Origin of the sequence: Kribbella hippodromi, from assembly GCF_039531045.1 — a bacterium.
Classification (GTDB): Bacteria; Actinomycetota; Actinomycetes; order Propionibacteriales; family Kribbellaceae; genus Kribbella; species Kribbella hippodromi.
Genome location: NZ_BAAAPH010000006.1, coordinates 75173 through 88769, shown reverse-complemented (window position 1 = coordinate 88769; position 13597 = coordinate 75173). Strand labels below are relative to the sequence as shown.

Annotated in this window: 13 protein-coding genes; 3 read left to right on the top strand and 10 right to left on the bottom strand. The window is 68.2% G+C overall.

Annotated elements, in window-relative coordinates; translation table 11 throughout:
* Positions 1-274: 274 nt before the first annotated feature.
* Positions 275-1771 carry an MFS transporter gene (locus ABD260_RS11020; RefSeq protein WP_344233316.1) on the bottom strand — a complete coding sequence of 499 codons (1497 nt, stop codon included), beginning with the start codon at positions 1769-1771 and terminating at the stop codon, positions 275-277.
* A 130-nt stretch (positions 1772-1901) separates the two neighbouring features.
* Between ABD260_RS11020 and ABD260_RS11015 the strand changes: the two genes are divergently transcribed.
* Entirely contained in the window at positions 1902-2633 is a 732-nt protein-coding gene (locus ABD260_RS11015; protein ID WP_344233315.1) for a TetR/AcrR family transcriptional regulator, read from the top strand.
* A gap of 19 nt (positions 2634-2652) precedes the next feature.
* On the opposite strand, the gene ABD260_RS11010 is transcribed toward ABD260_RS11015, so the two are convergent.
* The 9 genes from ABD260_RS11010 to ABD260_RS10970 form a co-directional block, all read right to left on the bottom strand.
* Positions 2653-3705, bottom strand: coding sequence for a Gfo/Idh/MocA family protein (locus tag ABD260_RS11010; RefSeq protein ID WP_344233314.1), 1053 nt, complete (start codon positions 3703-3705; stop codon positions 2653-2655).
* Between the two features lies 1 nt (position 3706).
* On the bottom strand, positions 3707-4552 hold the full coding sequence (locus ABD260_RS11005; protein ID WP_344233313.1) for a sugar phosphate isomerase/epimerase family protein: 846 nt from the start codon (positions 4550-4552) through the stop codon (positions 3707-3709).
* Positions 4549-5706 carry an ROK family transcriptional regulator gene (locus tag ABD260_RS11000; protein WP_344233312.1) on the bottom strand — a complete coding sequence of 386 codons (1158 nt, stop codon included), beginning with the start codon at positions 5704-5706 and terminating at the stop codon, positions 4549-4551. The genes ABD260_RS11005 and ABD260_RS11000 overlap by 4 nt, the downstream gene beginning before the upstream one ends.
* 71 nt (positions 5707-5777) lie before the next feature.
* On the bottom strand, positions 5778-6455 hold the full coding sequence (locus ABD260_RS10995; RefSeq protein ID WP_344233311.1) for a YidC/Oxa1 family membrane protein insertase: 678 nt from the start codon (positions 6453-6455) through the stop codon (positions 5778-5780).
* A gap of 63 nt (positions 6456-6518) precedes the next feature.
* On the bottom strand, positions 6519-6785 hold the full coding sequence (locus ABD260_RS10990; protein ID WP_344233310.1) for a DUF6412 domain-containing protein: 267 nt from the start codon (positions 6783-6785) through the stop codon (positions 6519-6521).
* Between the two features lie 3 nt (positions 6786-6788).
* Positions 6789-8105 carry an RNA polymerase sigma factor gene (locus tag ABD260_RS10985; RefSeq protein WP_344233309.1) on the bottom strand — a complete coding sequence of 439 codons (1317 nt, stop codon included), beginning with the start codon at positions 8103-8105 and terminating at the stop codon, positions 6789-6791.
* 205 nt (positions 8106-8310) lie between these two features.
* A complete protein-coding gene (locus tag ABD260_RS10980) occupies positions 8311-8931 on the bottom strand; it encodes an HhH-GPD-type base excision DNA repair protein (protein WP_344233308.1) in 621 nt (206 codons plus the stop codon).
* A 1-nt stretch (position 8932) separates the two neighbouring features.
* The gene (locus ABD260_RS10975) at positions 8933-9361 is read right to left on the bottom strand and encodes a universal stress protein (protein WP_344233307.1); all 429 of its coding nucleotides are present in this window, start codon (positions 9359-9361) and stop codon (positions 8933-8935) included.
* A 304-nt stretch (positions 9362-9665) separates the two neighbouring features.
* Positions 9666-11144 carry a glutamate-cysteine ligase family protein gene (locus ABD260_RS10970; RefSeq protein ID WP_344233306.1) on the bottom strand — a complete coding sequence of 493 codons (1479 nt, stop codon included), beginning with the start codon at positions 11142-11144 and terminating at the stop codon, positions 9666-9668.
* 130 nt (positions 11145-11274) lie between these two features.
* Between ABD260_RS10970 and ABD260_RS10965 the strand changes: the two genes are divergently transcribed.
* Together ABD260_RS10965 and ABD260_RS10960 are read left to right on the top strand one after the other, a co-directional pair.
* Positions 11275-12642: a DNA polymerase IV gene (locus ABD260_RS10965; protein WP_344233305.1), complete on the top strand. Its 1368-nt coding sequence runs from the start codon at positions 11275-11277 to the stop codon at positions 12640-12642.
* Positions 12635-13573 carry a tetratricopeptide repeat protein gene (locus ABD260_RS10960; RefSeq protein WP_344233304.1) on the top strand — a complete coding sequence of 313 codons (939 nt, stop codon included), beginning with the start codon at positions 12635-12637 and terminating at the stop codon, positions 13571-13573. Before ABD260_RS10965 ends, ABD260_RS10960 begins: the two co-directional genes overlap by 8 nt.
* Positions 13574-13597 lie beyond the last annotated feature (24 nt).

Genomic DNA, 13597 nt, shown 5'->3' with positions numbered 1-13597 from the left:
TGGTGAGGCGAGTGCCTGGGCTTGCCGAGTGGATGTGCTTGCTGGTGGAGCCTTTTCCTGGAATGGCGCTGGAGAGGCTCCTGCCCAGTGCGGAAAACGCTCCTGCGACGGTGCAGTGTCGTGTTGTGGGCGCGGTGTGGGCTGTGGTGTTCGTTCGGTGGCTTGACTGTGCGTATATCCCCACTGCCCTGGCTCCAGTCGCATCGGGCGCCTGTGGGCCGGCGCGGTGGGCGTATACGTACTGTCGAGCTGCCGGTTTCGGTGATGCCGTGGGCTAGGGGGCTGGGATGGATTCGGGGTTGTTCTGGTCGGTGGGTGCGGGGGTTTTCTTGTCTTGTAGGAGGAGGTGGGCGATTAGGGCTGAGCCCAGGACTGCGAAGGCGCTGACGAGGAAGGTGCCGGACATGGCGTGGGTGAAGGCGGTTTTTGCGTGTTCGAGGAGTGTGCTGTCTCCGGTGGAAACTGCCACGCCGAGCGCCTGGCCGATTGACTTGCGCGCCTCCCTCGGTGCGTCGCTCGGCATTGCGGCGGTGAAGTTGTGGGCCAGCGCGCTCCCCAGGATCGCGATGCCCAACGCGGCGCCGGCCTGTTGGACCGTGTCGTTCAGCGCTGACCCGACACCCGCATGCTCGTGCGGCACCGCACTCATTAGCGCGGCAGTCGCGGCCGGCTGAGCCAGACCTGCACCGACACCGAACACCCCCAGCGCCACAGTCACCATCCCGAAGCCGTCCTCAGCCGACAGCGTCGCCAAGATCCCGAAGCCACCGGCCAGCACCACCAGACCAACCACCGTCAACGGCCGGTTCCCGATCTTCTGCCCGAGCGTCGCGCCCAGCCCGTTCACCACGATGACCGCGACAGCCATCGGCGCCATCGCCAACCCGGCCTCGGTCGGCGAGAACCCCAGAACGAACTGCAAGTACTGCGTCAGCGCCAGAATCAACCCACCATTGGCGATCTGAACCAGCACCAGCGACAAGCTGCCCCCACTGAAGTTCCGGCTGCGGAACAGATCCAGCGGCACCATCGGCACCGGCGTCCGCAGCTCCCACCAGACGAACGCGGCCAGTCCACTCACAGCCACCACGAGCATCGGCCACGAAACCCCGCGCTCGGGCAGTTCGATGATCACCCACACCAGCGCGACCAGCCCGATCATCGACAGCACCGCGCCGATCGGGTCCGGCTTCCGCGCCGGTGCCTTCGACTCGGGCATCAGGATCAGCGCCGCCGCGATCGCCAGTACGACGACCGGCACGTTGATCAGGAACACCGAGCCCCACCAGAACCGCGCGATCAGCGCGCCGCCGAGGACCGGGCCGCCGATCAGCCCGACCATCAGCACCGAGCTCCAGATCGACATCGCCTTCCGGCGCTCCTCGTCGTCGAACACGGTGATCACGATCGACAGCGTGCTCGGCATCACGATCGCTCCCCCGATGCCCATCAGCACCCGGCCGGCGATCAGGGTTTCCGGGCTCCCGGCGTACGTCGCGACCAGCGAGGCCGCGCCGAAGATCGCCAGCCCGATGATCATCACCTTCTTGCGTCCGTACCGGTCGGACAGGCTGCCCGCGGTCAGCAGCAGGCCGGCGAACACCAGGATGTAGCTCGCGACGATCCACTGGATCTGCTGCGCAGTCGCGCCGAGCTCCTCGGTCAGGACCGGGATGGCGACGTTCAGCACGCCGTTGTCCAGGACCAGCACGAGCGTGCTCAGGCAGAGCACGATCAGGATCAGCCATCTGCGCGGATGCCTGGCGGTCATCGCACACCTCCAAGAATTGAACATCGTTCAACGGACATGAACAGTGTGCAATTCAACCTGAACACCAGTCAAGTCCTGCACATCGTTCAATAAATCCGCTACGCTGGCCCCCAAAGAGGGAGGTACGACGATGGCGACCGACGAGTACACGTCCGTCTGGACCCGGCCGAAGCGGGGCCGCCGGCGCGAGCAGCCGGCGCTGACCCAGGAGCAGATCGTCACCGAGGCGATCCGGATACTCGACGCCGACGGCATGGAGGCGCTGACGATGCGCAAGCTCGGCGCCGCTCTCGGTGCGGTCGCCACCGCCGTGTACTGGCACGTGGCGAACAAGGACGAACTACTCGAGCTGGTCGTCGATCACGTGTACGGAGAGGTGGACGTGCCGGAAGTCACGGATCGCGCCGAGTGGCGACCGGCCGCGGAGCACGCGGCCCGGAGCCTGCGCGCGATGATCGTCCGGCACCCGTGGGTGGCGGCGACGCTCGCCGACGTCGGCATGAACTACCTCGGCCCCAACGTGATGCGCGGTTCCGACGCCATGCTCGGCGTGTACCTGGCCGCCGGGTTCGAGCTGAACGAGGCGGATCAGGCCTCGAAGACCGTGCTCGGCTACGTGATCGGGTTCGCGTCGATCGAGGCGGCGACGGTCAGCAAACTGAAGCGCAGCGGCCTGGACATGGCCGCGTGGCAGGCGGAGGTCTGGCCGGTCGCGGTCCGGGCCGCCGAGCCGTACGCCCGGTTGCGCGCGTTGTACGCCGCCAACAGCGGCAGTGATCTCGAGGCCGGCGGCGAGGACACCTTCAGCTACGGCCTGACCAGCATCCTGGACGGCCTGGAAGCCCGGTCGGCCTCCAGCTGAAGGCCGACCGGGGTGCAACTCAGCGGGTGATCTTCACCTCGGAGCCGGTCTTGGCCGACTCGTAGATCGCGGTCAGGATCCGGGCCATCTCCAGGCCCTGCTCCGCAGTCGCGTCGGCCGGGATCTCGCGGCGGACGATCTTCAGGAAGTGGTCGATCTGGTTCGCGAAGCCGACCTTGAAGTCGAAGCCGAGCGAGTCGATCTGCGGCTGGATGTGCAGCAGCGTGTCGTGCCGCTCGGTCACCATCAGCAGCTCGGGCTCGATCTCCGCGCCGCCCTTGTCACCGTGAATCCGGACGCTGATCTCGTTCCGCGCGTGCAGCGAGAAGGACGTGTCCACGTCCAGCACCGCGCCGTTGTCGAAGCGGATCTGCGCGGTCGCGTAGTCCTCGACCGTGTTCGGCCGGGCCGCCGAGGCAGCCTTGTACCGGGTCAGGTTCTGGATGTTGTCGCGGGCGCCGAGCGGCGCGAACGTCGCACCGGACGCGGACACCGCCTTCGGCATCCCCATCAGGTACCAGCACAGGTCGATGATGTGCACGCCGAGGTCGATCAGCGGGCCGCCACCGGACAGTTCCACGTCACCGAACCAGCCGCCGGGGTTGCCGGCCGTACGCAGCAGGGTGGCGCGCGCCGAGTAGATGTCACCGAACTCGCCGGCGTCCAGGAACCGCTTCGTCACCAGTGCGTTCGGCGCGTACCGCCGGACGTACCCGACCTGCAGCGCCTGCCCGGTCTCCTCGACCGCGCGGACCAGCGCCTCGGCCTCGCTGACCGTGACGGTCATCGGCTTCTCGACCAGTACGTCCTTGCCGGCCCGCAGCGCCGCCTCGGCGATCTGCGCGTGCACCGTGTTCGGTACGCAGACGCTGACCGCGTCGATCTCCGCGTCGGACAGGATCTCCTCGACGTTCCCGGTCGCCCGGGTGCCGTACTCGTCCGCGCGCGCCTTGGCCCGCTCCAGGTCGATGTCGCAGACCGCAACCAGCTCGGCCTGTGGGTTCTTCTGGTACGCGCTCAGGTGCTCGCCGGCGATCGAACCGAGGCCGATCACCGCAACTCGCGTGGTCATGTCAGGCCGCACCTTCCGTCAGGGCGATGATGTTGTTCAGCGAACGCTCGATCGCGTACGGGGTCGCCTCCAGGCCCTCGAACTCGAGGCTCACCGGTACGTCCGGCTTGGCCGAGATCAGCTTGATCAGCCCCGGCAGATCCACGTCGCCGTGGCCCGCGACCGTACCGAGCAGGTAGTCGCCCGCAAGGGTCTTCAGCCAGCCGTCGCCGGCCGAGCGGCGGATGTGGAAGTCCTTGATGCCGATCGAGGCGGAGACGTCGAGCAGGGTGGACGCGGTCTTGCCCGGCACCTCGCCGACGCAGAGGCCGTTGCCGAGGTCGAGGGTGACCCGGAAGTTCGGCCGGTCGACCGCGTGGACGAGGCGCGCCAGCCGCTCGCCGCCGTTCATGAAGAACCCGTGGTTCTCGATCGTGGACACGATGCCGAGCCCGGCGGCGTGGTCCGCGACCGCGCGGCAGCCCTCGACAACCTTCGCGAAGGTCGTCTCGAACTCCCCCGGGTCCTGCTCGCGCCAGGCCCACGGCGCGACGTCGTGCCGGAAGATCCGCGCCCCGAACGCGTGCGCGACGTCCAGCTGGCGACGCAACCGGTCGATCTCGGCGCTGTCGGCGGTCCGCAGATCACCGCTGACCAGGTAGTTCACGATCGGTACGTCGATCTCCGCCGAGTGCTTCGCGGCGGCGCTGACGACGTCCGGGTTCTCCACGTAGTACTCGCCGTCCATCGCGGCGACCTCGATGTGCCCGGCGGGCGACTTCGCGACCCAGTCCAGCACCCCGATCAGATCCATCTCGCCGTTCTGCATCAACTGGCGGAAGCAGTACGAGCTGACTCCTAGCTTCACCTGGTGGTCCTCTCCACATTAGTGATGCGGTGCCACGGACTGGGATAGTCGTGGACGCCGTAGATACCTGAGCTGTACCGGTCGAACGCGGTGCCGACCGCCCCGAGGACCACCGCTTCCCGGCCGAGGGCCGAGGCGACGAACGGTGGGTGTTCGGGGAAGATCAATTGCTGCCGCACGGCGGCCGCGAGTGGGCGGAGCAGTGCGTCGCTGTATTGCGTGGGTCCGCAGCGGACGACGACGATCTCGGGGTCGACGACCAGCAGCACCGCGGTGACCCGCCCGGCGATCTGGTCGCAGAAGTCGTCGATCTCGGCCTGGGCGTCCGCGTCACCGGCGGCGGCCGCTTTCAGTACCGCGGCGCCGGTCGGCTGCGACGACCAGACCAGCTGTCCGCGCTGCGCGTTGCGGGTCCAGCGCATGCCCCGCTGCGCACCGAGTTCGCCGGCGAGCCGATGCCGTCCCTGCCGGATGACGCCATTCAGGACGATCGACACCGACAGCCGGTGACCGATCTGGAGATAGACGACATCGGAGTACCCGCGCCCGGCGCCGCCGCGCTGCTCGGCCAGCGCCGCGAGCTTGATGTCGTTGTCCACCGCCACCGGACGGTCGAGCTCCGCGGACAGCACCTCCGCGACCGGAACACCGACCAGGTCCGGCAGCGCCAAGCTGACCCGCAGACTTCCGTCCGCCTCGACCACACCCGGCAACCCGACGCCGACCGCCCGGATGCGCTTCGGGTCCAGCGAGCTCTCGTCCGCCGCCGCGGACAGAGTGCGCTGGATGAGCGCGAGATCGACTGCCCCTTCGCCCGCCAGTTCCGTGTACCCGACCCGCTGACCGGCGAGGTCGCAGATCACGGCGCGGGCGCCGCGCGGGCCGAGGTCGACGCCGGCGACCAGTCCGGCCTCGCGCGCGAACCGGAACGCCTTCGCCGGCCGCCCCGGTCCGGCGATCGCCGGGTTCGTCGACTCGACCAGACCGAGGTCCACCAGGTCGTCGAGCACCGCGTGGACGGTCGGCCGGGACAGGCCGGTGTCCGCGCTGAGCGCTCCGACCGTACGCGCCGTGTCCGCGTCGGCGAGCGCGCGCAGGCAGGCAACCTGGTTCGCAGATCGCTCCGCCTGGGCGGCGCCTCGTACAGTGTCCATCGACCCCAACCCATTATGGAACCGGCTTTAATAAAGACCGTAGCAGAACGGGTCGGGCGGCGGCAATGGAACTACCTGAGCAAAACGGTGCGTTCGGCCACGGTCCACGCGGTTGTCGTCAACAGGTACAGCCCGGCCGCGAGCGGCAGGAACGCCGCGCTCAGCAACGTCCCGAACGGCAGCAGCCGCGCGATCCGGCGCGACATCGGCGTCGCCGTCTCGTCCAGCTGACGAAGCTGCAACCGCGCCGAGAAGAACGCGACCACGGTCAAGAGCACGGCAAGTACGAGGAACGCCGGCGTACCGCTGAACACCGGCCAATGCACGCCGAGCGGAGCACCGAGCAGGCTGCCGCTGATCAACCGGTTCGCCTCCCCCGCGACCGTCGGATGCGAGAACAGCGTGTACATCAGCCAGAAGAACGGCAACTGCGCGAACATCGGCAGGAACCCGGCGAACAAGGACGTACCGGACTCGGACTGTAGTTTCGCGACCTCACGCTGCAACCGCTCCGGGTTGTCACGATGACGCTCGGTCAACTGTTTCAGCTGCGGCATCAACGCCGCGCGCGCTTTCATTCCGCGTTGCGCGCGGACCGACAGCGGTACGAGACACAGCCGTACGACGACCGTGCACACGACGATCGCGATCACCGCGGCGTACGCGCCGGTGAGCGGCTGGAGGGATGAGACGAGTGCGGTGAGGACGTGATAGGCACCGGCGACCGGTGCCTCCAGGAAAGAAGGCACAGCAGGACTCCACGAGTGAGAAGGAACGGGTAAGCGAGCGCACTGCCTCAGCAGCGCGTGGCGTTACCGTCCCGGTGCTCGTGGACGCGGACGACCGGCCGCGTCGGGATCCCGCAGCCGGAGGAACCTGGTCTGCTCGTCACGGTCCCGGACCGAGGCGGCCCGGGCGAGCACCGGCGTGGCCCAGGAACCGGACAACCGCGCGGACGACCGCGCGACCACGACCAGTGCCAACAGCAAGGCCGCTGCCGTGATCACGGCAGCGGCCAAGGAGGCTGTTTCGAAGACAGGGATCACCAGCGCGACGGCGCCGGCGATCCACTGGGTCATCGGTCAGTCCAGGTAGTCCCGCAGGACCTGCGAGCGCGACGGGTGCCGCAGCTTCGACATGGTCTTGGACTCGATCTGGCGGATCCGCTCGCGGGTCACGCCGTACACCTTGCCGATCTCGTCCAGCGTCTTCGGCTGGCCGTCGGTCAGACCGAACCGCATCGAGACCACGCCGGCCTCGCGCTCGGACAGCGTGTCCAGCACCGCGTGCAGCTGCTCCTGGAGCAGCGTGAACGAGACCGCCTCGGCCGGCACGATCGCCTCGGAGTCCTCGATCAGGTCACCGAACTCGGAGTCGCCGTCCTCACCGAGCGGCGTGTGCAGCGAGATCGGCTCGCGACCGTACTTCTGCACCTCGATGACCTTCTCCGGGGTCATGTCGAGCTCCTTGGCGAGCTCTTCCGGAGTGGGTTCGCGGCCGAGGTCCTGCAGCATCTGCCGCTGGACGCGGGCCAGCTTGTTGATCACCTCGACCATGTGCACCGGGATCCGGATGGTCCGGGCCTGGTCGGCCATCGCCCGGGTGATCGCCTGCCGGATCCACCAGGTCGCGTACGTGGAGAACTTGTAGCCCTTGGTGTAGTCGAACTTCTCGACCGCGCGGATCAGACCGAGGTTGCCCTCCTGGATCAGGTCCAGGAACAGCATGCCGCGGCCGGTGTAGCGCTTGGCCAGCGACACCACCAGCCGCAGGTTGGCCTCGAGCAGGTGGTTCTTGGCGCGGCGGCCGTCCTCGGAGATCCACTCGTACTCGTCGCGGACCTTCTCCTTGAGCTTGGCCGCCTCGTCGGCGATCTGCTCCTCGGCGAACAGGCCGGCCTCGATCCGCTTCGCGAGCTCGACCTCCTGCTCGGCGTTCAGCAGCGGGACCTTGCCGATCTGCTTCAGGTAGTCCTTGACCGGGTCGGCGGTGGCACCGGCGACCATCACCTGCTGCTCGGGCTCGTCGGTCTCGTCGGCCTCGGAGACGATGAAGCCCTGGTCCTCGGTGAGCTCCTTCTCCAGCGGCTTGACCGCATCGGGGCTGAAGTCCGCCTCGTCCACGTCGTCCAGCGCGCGCGGCTTGCCGGTCTTCGGGTCGATCGAAAGACCCGCCTCGGACACTGCCTTCTTCGCCGTAGCCTTCTTGGCAGCGGCCTTCTTCGCGGGGATACCGTCCTCCTTGGTGCCGGCGGGCTTCACTGCCGCCTTCTTCGCCGCCGCCTTGTTGGCAGCGGCCTCGGTGACTCGGGCGCTGGTCCTCGGAGCCGTGCTGCGGGCGGTGGCGGCCACGGCCCGGGCCGGCTCGGCGGGAAGATTCTCGGACGAGCTGGACGACACGAATTACCTCTCGTCTGACGCAGGGTTTGTACGGCGGTACGGCGTTGTGTTGCTGAGTCTTTGGGTACTGCGGTGTGTGGCTGCTCGCTGGTCAGGCGGCGGCAACAGTCCATTGTAATCCGCGAACCAAGCTCAGGCGTCGCACGACCCCCCGCCGGGCCCGTTTCCGGAGCCGTTCGCGAGGGGCCGCCGACCGCATCGCTACTCAACCGTTACGTGTCTTCCGCAGTGGCCGCGCGACCACCCGTTGCCGGACCAGCTGCTGCTCCTGCTTGAACTGCCGGACCTTCACCAGCGACGCCACGTCGATCACGTCGGCGACGGATCTGAACGCGCCGTCCTCTCCGTACGGCTCGGAGGCCTCGCGCCAGCCGCGCGGGCGGACCTTGAGCTGTTTGCCGAGCAGCGCGACGAAGATCTTCGCCTTCTGCGCGCCGAAGCCGGGCAGCGCGGACAGCCGGGCCAGCAGGTCGTCGCCGGACTTCACGTCCGACCACAGGCCGGAGGCGTTGCCGGAGTACTGCTCGTCCAGATGCTTGGCCAGGGTCTGGATCCGGGCCGCCATCGCGGTCGGGAACCGGTGCACGGCGGGCGGGCCGGCCACGATCTCGACGAAGGCATCGGGGTCGTACTGCGCCACTGTGGACGGGTCGAAGGGGCCGGCCATCCGCTGCGCGATCGCGACCGGGCCGGCGAAGGCCCGTTCCATCGGGATCTGCTGGTCGAGCAACATCCCCACCAGCAGGGCGAACGGATCTCTGCTCAGCATCTCGTCGGCGTCCGGCTGCTGCGCCAGGCACAGCTTCCGGCTGCGTGTTGAAGTCACCTCAGTCCTCCTCCCCTTCAGACAACTCAGGCTCGGCCTTCACGGCCAGCACCGGACACGGCGCATCGAGCAGCACCCGCTGCGCGTTGCTGCCGAGGATGAGCTTGCCGACCGGTGACCGGCGCCGCAGCCCGATCACAATGAACTCCGCCTGCACCTGTTCGGCGACGGCCACCAGGTCCTCCGCCGGATCGAGTCCACGGACCAGCTGCCGCACCTCGTACGGCACGCCGGTCGAGTCGAGCTGCTCCCGTACTTCCGTCAGCGCGGCGTCGTTGGCCGCCGCCTCGTCTTTGTCGTAACCACGTCCGCCGCGGTGTGAGTTCACCACCACCAGCTTGGCGTCGCGCAGCGCTGCCTCCTCGGCCGCACGCCGAAGAGCCGCCCGGCCTTCCGCCTTCGGCACATAACCCACGACGATGGTCGTCATCGCCCTGCCTCACCTCCGGGTGTGTGTCGACCCGTCTCGAACGATACTGCTCCCGACCGCGGTCGGCATCCGCTGCATTTGCACTTGTTGTGTCGCTGTGGTGACGGAAAGCAGTGCCCGTGTACTACCCTGCCCGGGCCCTTCTAACCTTCCGGTGCGCACACCTTTGCAGGGCTGTCACCGAATGCGCCACCCCTGTAGTCCGGGTCGTTATCGAACTCGTTACCGAACCGGCGCACCGCGGGCAGCACGGAATCCCGGGCCCCGTTGCCCAAGGCAAGTTGGACGGACAGGACTAACCGGTTCAGTCGATCGGCCATTCGTGCACGGGAGTGTTCGCATGCATGTGATCGCGATAGCGGCGGAGCATTCCGCGCAACGCGTCCCGGCGGCCGTGCGACCCCTTTGTATACAGCACATGGAACTGCTCGGCCTGCCACGACGCGCCGTTGCGTCCGGACAGGCAGCGCTGCTCGATGATGCCGAGCAACCGGTCACGCACCGCGACATCCACACCCCACGCGTCCAGACCGCGAACCGCCAACGGCAGCAGGCGTCTGAGCACCAGCTCGGTCGCCCGCGCGGTCCCGACGCCGGGCCAGAACACCTCGGCCTCGATGCCGTTCCGGGCCGCGGTGTGGAAGTTCTCCTCGGCCGCGCTGAACGACATCTGCGACCAGATCGGGCGTTCGTCGTCGGCAAGTGCCCGGACCAGTCCGAAATAGAAGGCGCCGTTGGCAATCGTGTCGACGACGGTCGGTCCGGCCGGCAGGACGCGATTCTCCACGCGCAAGTGCGGTTTCTCCCGGACAACGTCGTACACCGGGCGGTTCCAGCGATAGATCGTCCCGTTGTGCAGCCGCAATTCCGAAAGCGCCGGGGTGTCGCCACGGTCCAGTACGGCGATCGGATCCTCGTCGGAGGTGACCGGCAGCAGCGCCGGGTAGTACCGCGAGTTCTCCTCGAAGAGGTCGAAGATCGAGGTGATCCAGCGTTCGCCGAACCAGACCCGGGGGCGTACGCCCTGCGTCTTCAGCTCATGTGTACGAGTGTCCGCGGCCTGCTCGAACAACGCGATCCGGGTTTCGCGCAGCAACTCCTTGCCGAACAGGAACGGCGAGTTGGCGCCGACCGCGAGCTGTACGCCGGAGATTGCCTGCGCCGCGTTCCAGTAGCGCGGGAAGGCTTCCGGCGTGACCTGGAGATGGAACTGCGTCGACGTGCACGCGGCTTCCGGCACAATGCTGTCCGCGGTCACCCGCAATCGTTCGATGCCGTCGATGGAGATCTCGACGTCCTCACCGCGGGCGGCGAAGATCTGGTCGTTCAGCAACGCGTACCGCGGGTTCGTACTGAGTGCGTCCCGCCGGATGTGCTCGGTCAGCAGTGTCGGCAGGATCCCGACGACCACCATCGACGAACCGGTCCGGGCCGCCTTCTCCTCGGCCGCGTTCAGGCTGTCGCGGATGTTCGACTCCATCGTGTCCAGCCCGAGCCCGTCGATCTGCCCGGGTGGCACGTTGATCTCGATGTTGAACTGGCCGAGCTCGGTCTGGAACGCGTCGTCCTCGATCGCGCTCAGCACTTCGGAGTTCTTGAACGCCGGGTCGCAGCGCTCGTCGACCAGGTTCAGCTCGATCTCGATCCCGGTCATCGGCCGTTCCGGTGCGAACCGGGCTTCGCGCAGCATCCGCGCGAAGGCGTCCAGGTTGCGGTGCACCTGCTCGCGGAACGCGGTCCGGTCCGCCCGGGTGAACTCGACCCGGTCGACTTCCTCACCCATCAGCGCCTCCCCTGCTGGCTCCTTCGCTCAGTGTGCCTGAAGTGCCCGCTCCCGGGCGGCTCAATCGCGTGGCTTTGCCGTCAGCAACTGTCAGCCGGCAACTGTCGGTGCGGCCTGCGAGACTGATTCGGTGCGTGGGGAACCTTCGGTGCTGCATGTCGATCTGGACGCGTTCTTCGCGGCCGTCGAGCAGCGGGACAAGCCGTCGCTGCGGGGCAAGCCCGTGGTCGTCGGCGGCGTCGGCGTCCGCGGCGTCGTCTCCACCGCGTCGTACGAAGCACGCAAGTACGGCGTCCGGTCCGCGATGTCGACGGCCGAAGCGCGATCCCGCTGCCCGCACGCCGCGTACCTGGGTCCGCGCTTCGAGGTCTACCGGCAGAGCAGCCGCGCGGTGATGGCGGAGATGCGGGCGCTGTCTCCACTGGTCGAGCCGTTGTCGCTCGACGAGGCGTTCATCGATCTCGCCGCGAGCGGGCTGACCGGGCTGACGGTCGACGACGTGGAAGCGATCGCGAACGACCTGAAGACGGCGATCCGGAAGGTGTCCGGCGGCCTCACCGCCTCGGTCGGCGCCGGGACGTCGAAGCTGATCGCCAAGATCGCCAGCGACCTGGACAAGCCCGACGGCGTGGTCGTCGTGCCGGCCGGCACCGAGGCGGAGTTCCTTGCACCGATGCAGGTCACGGTCATCCCCGGCGTCGGGCCGGCCACCACGCAACGACTCAATCTCGCCGGTGTACGTACGGTCGCCGACCTGCAGCAGCTGGACGAGGACGAGCTGATCCGCCAAATCGGATCGGCGCATGGCAGCAGTCTGTACCGGCTGGCCGTCGCGGCTGACGAACGTCCGGTGGTGAGCGATCGCGAGACCAAGTCGGTCAGCGTCGAGGACACGTTCGAGACCGACCTGATCGATCGCGCGGTGCTGACGCTGATCAGTGACCGGATGGCGCATCGGGTCGGTGAGCGGTTGCGGAAGGCGCAATTGTCCGGCCGGACCGTGACGGTCAAGACCCGGATGCACGACTTCACCACGCACACCCGCTCGTCGACGCTGGCCGGCCCGACCGACGATCCCCGGGTGATCGCGCGGGTCGCGCGCCGGCTGCTCGAGGAGAGCGACCTCGGCGGTGGCATCCGATTGCTCGGCGTAGGCGTTTCGTCACTGGCCGACTGGATTCAGGACGACCTGTTCACCGAGGAGGAGTTCGCCGCGGCTGAGTCGGCCGGGTCGGTCGAGGTGGTCGAGCTGCCGTCCCGGCCGCGCGACCAGCGCGGCTATCACCCCGGTCAGGACGTCGAGCATGCGGAGCACGGCCGCGGCTGGGTCTGGGGCTCGGGCCGCGGCCGGGTGACGGTCCGGTTCGAGACCGCCGAGACTCCCCCGGGCCCGGTCCGCACGTTCTCGGTGGACGATCCGGCGCTGACAAAAGTCGTCCACGCCGGGGCGGATGCTGACGGCGAACCCCAAACTGACCACAATGGGCCAGGTGAATGAGGAACGGCGGGGGGTCTACCCGTTCTGCGCGTCGTGTACGGCCTCCTCGGTGGCCTGGCGGGTCACCGACACGTCCGGCCCGGCGAGCGGCCACTTCTACGGACACCGCGACACGTGTCCGGACTGCGGTTCCTCGATCCGGACGCTGTACCACACCGTGCTCTGGGTGCCGGTGTCGAAGCTCGGCGAGTACCGGGTCATTTCGACCGGCGGCCGGAGCTACATCGGCCGCAAGCTGCTCGCCCACCCGGTGCAATCCGTCGTACGCGGTGAGCCGATGTCCGCGATCGCGGAGCATCCCGAGCTCGAGGCGGCGTCGGAGTACCGAACGGCCGAGGCGTACTGGGAGGACAGCGAGCCGGGTGAGGCGTTGCCGTTCTACCAGGCCGCGCTGGTCGAACGGGAGAAGGTCCTTCGCGCCGACGACCCGGCGACGTTGCGAGTGCGCTTGCGCGTCGCACAAGGCCTACTGGCGACGGCGAACTACGGCCGGGCGATCGCGTGGTTCGAGCTGGTGACGCCGGAGCTGATCGACGTGTTCGGTCCGCATCACGACCTGACCCACGCCGCGACCGAGGCGGTCACGGGTGCGCGGTTGATGGTCGGTGGTCCGCGCGCGGAGGCGCAGTTGCTCGCGAACGTCGTCGCCGCGGACGAGCAAAGCGTCGGTCCGGCTGATCCGCAGGTGCTGCGGGACCGGGCCGCGTTGGGCAAGGCGTTGCTGGCCTGCGGCGAGATCTCGGAGGCGCTCTACGCGCTCAGCCGAGTCGTCCGCGACGCGCCGCGCGGGCATCCGGACACCGCTGTGTACCGGGCCGCGCTGCTGGAGGCCTGCGAGGTCGCCGAGGCCCGCGGCAAGCGGCGCGAGATGCTCCTGGCCGAGACAGCCCGCCAAGTGCTCAGCGACGAATCCACACCAACAAACACCTAGCCAACAAGACCGGGGAGTCGTGCA